The organism is Streptococcus sp. KR (genome assembly GCF_002238115.1).
Lineage (GTDB): Bacteria > Bacillota > Bacilli > Lactobacillales > Streptococcaceae > Streptococcus.
The window spans coordinates 1-288 of sequence record NZ_NGVM01000243.1; the positions used below are offsets into that span (position 1 = coordinate 1).

At 40.3% G+C, this 288-nt stretch carries 1 protein-coding gene; it reads right to left on the minus strand.

From position 1 onward, the window contains the following. On the minus strand, positions 1-288 hold a 288-nt coding region (locus CBI42_RS11785; protein WP_094753994.1), incomplete at both ends, for a phage major capsid protein.

Genomic DNA, 288 nt, shown 5'->3' on the forward strand with positions numbered 1-288 from the left:
AAAGGTCCCCCACGATTGCATTGGCTTTTCCAGCTTGGTCTGACCCAAAGGCTTGGTCATTTACAACTACAATTGGACGGCCATTGAATTGTGCACTCGCAACATTGGCAATATTAGGATCCATGTAAAAACTTCCATTGGCGTCTTTTTGGGTTTGAAGCAAATAATTAGCGGTTTGGCTTAATAGGATAGTCGCATTCTTCTGGTCTTGTGGCTTTAAATCTTCAAAGAACATCTTTTGCAAAGTTCCAGTAATATCGTTGCTTGAAATAACTTCTTGCGTAGAAA